A 7,133-nucleotide genomic window follows, 5' to 3' on the forward strand; every position below is an offset into this window, starting at 1 on the left:
ATTGTAGTGGCCGCGCGACCCGCGGGTCACAGCTCGGTTGCGGGGACGCCACGCCATTGACACCGGGGAACACGACCTCTATAAGTTAGGAAACTTTCCTAACATGTGTGGAGGGCCAGGTTGGAGGGGCGACCGGCGAGCGAGCGGCCCATGGCGGGCACGCCGAGCCTGCTGCGGGCGATCAACGACGGCGCCGCGCTCAGAGTGCTGCTGGAACGGGGTCCGCTCACCCGGCCGGAGCTGGGCGCGCTCATCGGGCTGTCCAAGCCCACCGCCTCCCAGCTGCTGTCCAGGCTCCAGGAGGCCGGCCTCGTCGTGCTGGACGGCATCCGCGAGGGCATGCCGGGCCGTACGGCCGAGCTGTACCGGATCGATCCCCGCGCGGCGCACGCTGCGGCGCTCGACGTGACCCCGGCCAGGATCGAGGTGGCCGTGGCGGACATCACGGGGGCCGTGGTCGCCGCACACCGCATGCCCACCCCCGGCCGCACCGGCGGTGACGTGGTGGAACGGGTGCGTGCCGCGCTCGGCGGCGCCTGCTACCCCGCCGGGCTCACCCCATCCGCCTTGAGCCGCGTCGTCATCGGCATCGGCGGCGCGGTCGACCCCTCGACCGGCCGCCTCGGCTACGCGGCGCACATCCCCGGCTGGCACGTTCCCGACGTGGTCGGCACGCTGCGCGACGGGATCGGCGTGCCGGTCGACATCGAGAACGACGTGAACCTCGCCGCCCAGGCCGAGCGGTCGCGCGGCGCGGCGCGGGGCCACCGCGACTTCGTGCTGCTGTGGGCCGAGGAGGGCCTGGGGGCGGCCATGGTCCTGGACGGAAAGCTGCACCGGGGCGCGACGGGCGGCGCCGGCGAGATCGGCTACATGCCGGTGATCGGCGCCCCCACCGCCCGCGACGTCGGCAAACGGGCCCGGCACGGATTCCAGGCGCTCTCGGGCGGCATCGCCGTGCTGAGCGTCCTGCGCGCCCACGGCCTGCGCGGGCCCAGCCCGGCCAAGGCCGTACGGAACGCCGTGGCGGCGATCCACGGGGGCAGCGACCGGGCGGAGGCGGCGCGCGCCGCACTCGGTCAGGTGGCCGCCCGTCTCGCGCTCGGCCTCGCCTCGATCACCGCGGTGGTCGACCCCGAGGTCGTCGTGCTGTCCGGCGGGGTGCCGCTGGCCGGGGGCGAGATCCTGCGCGGGCTCGTCGAGCGGGAACTGCACGCGCTGACGATCCCGCGGCCCCCGGTGCGGCTGTCCGCCGTCGAGGGGAACCCGGTCCTCGCCGGCGCCCTCGACCTCGCCCTCGACGCGACCCGCGACGAGCTGTTCGGCCCGCTGATCTCCGATGATCACTTTTCCGTGAAAGAAAGGCACCCCCCGAAATGAGACGTCCGTTCGTGATCTCCGCGGCGGCCTCCGCCGGTCTCGCCCTGCTCACCGCCTGCACGGCCGGCACCGAGTCCGCCGGCCCGCCGAAGGTCGGGGCGAGCCCCGCCGATCAGACCCCCGTCACCATCGAGTTCTGGCACGGTTTCAGTGCCGACAGCGAGCTCAAGGCGTTCGAGGACACGCTCGCCGGCTTCAAGCAGAAGTTCCCCTGGATCACGGTGAAGGCCACCAAGGCCATCCAGGACGACCAGATCATCCAGTCGGTCCGCGGCGGCAACCCGCCCGACGTCGCCCTGTCGTTCACCACCGACAGCGTCGCGCAGTTCTGCAAGACCGGCATCTTCCAGGATCTGAATCCGTACCTGACGGCGAGCGAGATCGACGCGGCGACCCTGTTCCCGAAGGTGATCGACGAGTACACGCAGTACGACGGCAAGCGGTGCGTGCTGCCCATGCTCGCCGACGCCTACGGGCTCTACTACAACAAGAAGCTCATGCAGGGCAACCAGCCGCCCAAGACGCTGAGCGAGCTGGCCGACCTCGCCAAGAAACTCACGGTCAAGAACGACAAGGGCGACATCGAGGTCGCCGGGTTCATGCCGATCAGCCAGATGTACGAGAACGCCCCGATCCACACCGGGGTCATGGTCGGCGCGAAGTGGACCAACCCGGACGGCACCTCGGCCATCGGCTCCGATCCGCAGTGGAAGAAGCTGATGACCTGGCAGAAGGAGCTGACCGACTGGTTCGGCTACGACAAGCTCGAGAAGTTCCGCAAGAGCTTCGGCGACGAGTGGTCGGCCGACAACCCCTTCCACAAGGGCAAGGTCGCGATGGCCATCGACGGCGAGTGGCGGGTCGCCATGCTCGCCGACGGCGCCCCCGACCTCGATTACGGCACCGCGCCGCTCCCCGTCGGCGACGACCAGGCCGAGCGTTACGGCGCCGGCTACATCACCGGCACCGTCATCGGCATCCCGCGCGGCGCCAAGCACGCCGAGGCCGGCTGGGAGCTGGTCAAGTATCTGAGCACCGACACCGACGCCCTGGTCACGCTGTCGAACGCGATACGCAACGTGCCGAGCACGCTGCCGGCGCTGGCCTCGCCCGACCTGAAGAAGGACGAGCGCTTCCAGACCTTCCTCGACATCTTCGCCGACCCGAACAGCACCACGCTGCCCGCCCACATCAACTCGGCCTTCAACCAGCAGACGCTGCAGGAGGCGCACATCAAGTGGGAGTCCGGCCGGGCCAAGGACCTGGACGCACTGCTCGCCGAGGTGGACAAGACCATCGACGACAAGCTGAAGCTGACCTCGGGCGGCTGATCGATGGCCCACGTCTCCGACCTGCCCGGCCCGCTCGCCGGTCGAGTCCGCGATCGAGGCTCTGGCCGAGGTCGTGGCCGAGGCCGGCGCGACGACCTCCGCGCGCTGCTCTGGCTCTCCCCGTGGATCGTCGGGTTCGCCGTCTTCTTCCTGTACCCGCTGCTCGCCACCGTCTACTTCTCCTTCCAGCGGTACGACATGTTCACACTGGAGCCGGTGGGCCTGCTGAACTACCGGTACTTCATGGAGGACGAGGCGGCCTGGCGGGCGATCAGGAACACGCTGTGGCTCGTCGCGATCATGGTGCCGCTGCGGGTGCTGTTCGGCCTCGGCGTGGCCCAGCTGGTCACCAGGTTGAAGGCCGGCGTGGGCGTGTTCCGTACGATCTTCTATCTGCCGTCGCTGGTGCCGGTGGTCGCCGGGACGCTCGGGTTCGTGTACCTGCTGAACCCGGGCACCGGCCCGGTGCAGGCCATCCTGTCCGCCGTGGGCATCCCGTCCCCCGACTGGTTCGGCGATCCGGCCTGGTCGAAGTGGGGGCTGACCATGCTCGCACTCTGGTCGGTCGGCGACCTCATGGTGATCTTCTTGGCCGCCCTGCTGGACGTGCCCAAGCAGCTCTACGAGGCCGCCGCGATCGACGGCGCCGGGGCCTGGCAGCGGTTCTACCGGATCACGCTGCCGGTGATCCGGCCGGTGGTGATGTTCGCCGCGGTGACCGGGGTCATCCAGGCCCTGCAGTACTTCACCCAGGCCATGATCGCGGCACGGGTCGCCTCGGGGTCGACCGACTCGGCCGGGTCGGTGTTCACCCCGGGCTACCCCGACCAGTCGACGCTGACGTTCCCGGAATGGCTCTACCACCAGGGCTTCCGCGACTTCGCGATGGGCTACGCGTGCGTGCTGGCGCTGGTGCTGTTCGCCGTCTCGATGATGTTCACGCTCGTCCTGCTGCGGCAGTTCCGCGGCTTCGCCGAGGAGGAGGCATGACGACCACCGCCTCGCCCTCCCGCGTCCCGGCCAGGACGCCCCCCACCGCCGGGACCGCCACCGCCGCGGCGGTCAGGTGGCGGCGGGCGCTCCTGTGGATCGCCCACCACTCGCTGGCGATCGCCCTGTCGATCATGTTCCTCGGGCCGCTGGTGTTCATCACGCTGACGGCGCTGATGGACGACGACCAGGCGCTCACCTCGCAGCTGTGGCCGAGGACGTGGAACTGGGACAACTTCGCCGAGATCTTCGAGAAGGCGCCGCTGCTCACCTGGATCGGCAACACGATCATGTACTCGGGCCTGGCCACCGTGTTCATGCTGCTGTCGTCGGTCCCGGTGGCGTACGCGCTGGCGCGGTTCCGCTTCCGCGGCAGGAAGCTCGCGTTCCTGCTGGTCATCACCATGATGATGCTGCCGCCGCAGGTCGTGGCCGTGCCCGTCTATCTCATCTGGGCGAGGCTCCAGCTCACCGGCACCCTCTGGCCGCTCATCATTCCGATGCTGCTGGGCGACGCGTTCTCGATCTTCCTGCTCCGGCAGTTCCTGATCACGATCCCGCGCGAGTACTCCGACGCCGCCAAGGTCGACGGATGCGGGGAGGTCCGGACGCTGGTGCGGGTGATCCTGCCGATGGCCCGCCCGGCGATCGCCGCCGTGGCCCTGTTCAACTTCTTCTACTGCTGGAACGACTACTACGGGCCGCTGCTCTACGCCCGGACCGACCTGGACCACTGGACGCTGTCGCTCGGCCTGGCCGCGTTCCGGTCGGTCCACCGCGTCCAGTGGAACCTCACGATGGCCGCCACCCTTCTCGTGATAGCCCCGGTGATCATCGTGTTCTTCTTCGCGCAGAGGGTCTTCATCGAGGGCGTCAAGCTGACCGGCGTCAAATGAGGCGAACGTCAATGAGACGAACGTCAATGAGGCGAACGAAGGGACGTTGACATCACATGAAACTGGCCGTTGTCGGGGGCGGCTCCACGTACACGCCGGAACTGATCGACGGTTTCGCCCGGCTGCGCGGCGAGCTGCCGATCTCGGAGATCGTGCTCGTCGACCCGGACGAACACCGCCTCGGCCTCGTGGCCGCCATGGCGGCCCGGATGCTCGCCCGCGCCGGCCACCCGGCCCGGGTGACCACCTCCACCACGGTGGACTGCGGCGTCGCGGGCGCCGCCGCCGTGCTGATCCAGTTGCGCGTGGGCGGTCAGGCCGCCCGCGACGTCGACGAGACCCTGCCCCTCGAGTGCGGCTGCGTCGGGCAGGAGACCACGGGCGCGGGCGGGCTCGCCAAGGCGCTGCGCACGGTCCCGGTGGTGCTGGGCATCGCCGATCGGGTGCGCGCGTACGCCCCGGACGCGTGGATCGTGGACTTCACCAACCCCGTCGGCATCGTCACCAGGGCGCTGCTCGACGCGGGCCATCGCGCGATCGGGCTGTGCAACGTGGCGATCGGGTTCCAGCGTCGTGCCGCGGCCGCGCTGGGCGTCACCCCGGACCGGATCTCCCTGGACCACGTCGGGCTCAACCACCTCACGTGGGTGCGTGCCGTACGGCTCGACGGCGAGGATGTGCTCCCCGCGGCGCTCGACGGCCACGGCGAGGAACTCGCCGAGGCGGCCGGCCTGCCGGTGGAGCTGATCCGCCGCCTCGGCGCGGTGCCGTCGTACTACCTGCGCTACTACTACCAGCACGATCAGGTGGTCGAGGAGCAGAAGGCCGGCCCGTCCCGGGCGGCGCGGGTCGCCGCCATCGAGGCCGAGCTGCTGGAGATGTACGCCGACCCGAGCGTGGACGTCAAGCCCGAGCTGCTGGAGAAGCGCGGGGGCGCGTTCTACTCCGAGGCCGCCGTGGCGCTGATCGCCTCGCTGATCGGCGATCGGGGCGACGTCCAGGTGGTGAACACCCGCAACGGGGGGACGCTGCCGTTCCTCGACGACGACGCGGTCATCGAGGTCCCCGCGGTGATCGGCGCGCACGGAGCGGCGCCGGTCCCCGTCGACCCCGTCGAGCCGCTCTACCGCGGGCTGATCGCCCACGTCTCCGCCTACGAGACGCTCGCCCTCGACGCGGCACGCGACGGCGGCACCGACCGGGTCAGGGCCGCGCTGCTGGCCCATCCGCTGGTCGGGCAGGCGGCGCTCGCCGACGATCTCGCCGACCGGCTGGTCGCGGCCAACCTGGCGCACCTGCCGTGGGGGGTGTCCCGTTGACCGCTGCCCGCACGGGCCGTACCGCATCGGCCGGGGACGACGGGGGCCGCACCGTGCTGGCGGTGGACGGCGGGAACAGCAAGACCGACGTCGCCCTGGTGCGCGAGGACGGGACCGTTCTGGCGACCGCGCGCGGGCCGGCGTTCCTGCCGCAGAGCGCGGGGGTCGCCGCGGCCATCGACGTGATCGGCCGGACCGTGCGGCGGGCCCTCGGCGGGGACGGCGGCTCCCCCGCCGCGCCGACCGGGCCGTCGTACAGGCCGCCGGCCGGGCCTCCGTACGCCGATCACGTCGCGGCCTACGTCGCGGGCGCCGATCTGCCGATCGAGGAGGAGCGGCTCCGCGACGAGCTGCTGACCCGCGGCTACGGCCGCACCGCGACCGTGGGCAACGACACGTTCGCGCTGCTGCGCGCGGGGGCGAGCGCGCCCTGGGGCGTCGCCGTCGTGTGCGGCGCCGGCATCAACGCGGTCGGCGTCGCCCCGTCCGGGCGGATCGCCCGCTTCCCCGCCCTCGGCCGGATCAGCGGCGACTGGGGCGGCGGGCACCACCTGGGCGAGGAGGCGCTGTGGCACGCCGTGCGGGCCGAGGACGGCCGGGGCCCTGCCACGGCCCTGGCCGATGCCGTACGCGCCTGCTTCGGCACGGCCACCGTCGAGGAGGCGGTCATCCGGCTGCATCTCGGGGAGGCGTCCCTGGACCGCCTGCACGATCTGGTGCCGCCGCTGCTCGCCGCCGCGGGTGACGGCGACGCCGTGGCCGGGTCGATTGTGAGACGGCTGGCCGAGGAGATCACCGTGCTCGGGATCGTGGCGATGCGGCGCACCGATCTCCTCGGCGAACCCTGCGAGGTCGTGCTCGGCGGCGGCGTGCTCACCGCCCGCGACCCGCTGCTGATGTCACTGATCGCACGGGCCTACACGGAGCAGGCTCCGCTCGCCAAGCTGGTGATCGCCGACGTGCCGCCGATCGTGGGTGCCGCCCTGCTCGGCCTGGACCGGCTCGGGGCGTCACCCGAGGCGGCCGAGCGGGTGCGGGCGCACTTCCTCGACGGCGGCGCCCCTCACGCCGGGAAGGACGCCGGGAAGGAGACGTGGGCCGCCACGTGAGCCGATGGGTACGGCCGCCCGGCCCGTCCCCGTCTGCTCGGGCACGGGCGCGAAATCGCGGTCCCGAAAAATGTCGGTCGGGACGGCTAGCTTTCGATCATTGCCTAG

At 71.4% G+C, this 7,133-nt stretch carries 6 protein-coding genes; all 6 read left to right on the forward strand.

Going from position 1 to position 7,133, the window contains the following annotated elements; all coding sequences use genetic code 11:
* Positions 1-120 precede the first annotated feature (120 nt).
* From AP234_RS33250 to AP234_RS33275, 6 genes are read left to right on the forward strand one after another with little or no spacing between them, the layout of a single operon-like run.
* The gene (locus AP234_RS33250) at positions 121-1,380 is read left to right on the forward strand and encodes an ROK family transcriptional regulator (RefSeq protein ID WP_235558534.1); all 1,260 of its coding nucleotides are present in this window, start codon (positions 121-123) and stop codon (positions 1,378-1,380) included.
* On the forward strand, positions 1,377-2,711 hold the full coding sequence (locus AP234_RS33255) for an extracellular solute-binding protein (protein ID WP_055483733.1): 1,335 nt from the start codon (positions 1,377-1,379) through the stop codon (positions 2,709-2,711). Before AP234_RS33250 ends, AP234_RS33255 begins: the two co-directional genes overlap by 4 nt.
* Before the next feature lie 3 nt (positions 2,712-2,714).
* Positions 2,715-3,701, forward strand: a complete 987-nt coding sequence (locus AP234_RS33260) for a carbohydrate ABC transporter permease (protein ID WP_083502658.1) — start codon at positions 2,715-2,717, stop codon at positions 3,699-3,701.
* A complete protein-coding gene (locus tag AP234_RS33265) occupies positions 3,698-4,597 on the forward strand; it encodes a carbohydrate ABC transporter permease (RefSeq protein WP_055483734.1) in 900 nt (299 codons plus the stop codon). Before AP234_RS33260 ends, AP234_RS33265 begins: the two co-directional genes overlap by 4 nt.
* A gap of 56 nt (positions 4,598-4,653) precedes the next feature.
* Positions 4,654-5,916 (forward strand): 6-phospho-beta-glucosidase, encoded by a 1,263-nt coding sequence (locus AP234_RS33270; RefSeq protein WP_055483735.1) that lies wholly within the window; start codon positions 4,654-4,656, stop codon positions 5,914-5,916.
* The gene (locus tag AP234_RS33275) at positions 5,913-7,025 is read left to right on the forward strand and encodes a BadF/BadG/BcrA/BcrD ATPase family protein (protein ID WP_063843196.1); all 1,113 of its coding nucleotides are present in this window, start codon (positions 5,913-5,915) and stop codon (positions 7,023-7,025) included. The genes AP234_RS33270 and AP234_RS33275 overlap by 4 nt, the downstream gene beginning before the upstream one ends.
* Positions 7,026-7,133 lie beyond the last annotated feature (108 nt).

The organism is Sphaerimonospora mesophila (assembly GCF_001417795.1).
Classification (GTDB): Bacteria; Actinomycetota; Actinomycetes; order Streptosporangiales; family Streptosporangiaceae; genus Sphaerimonospora; species Sphaerimonospora mesophila.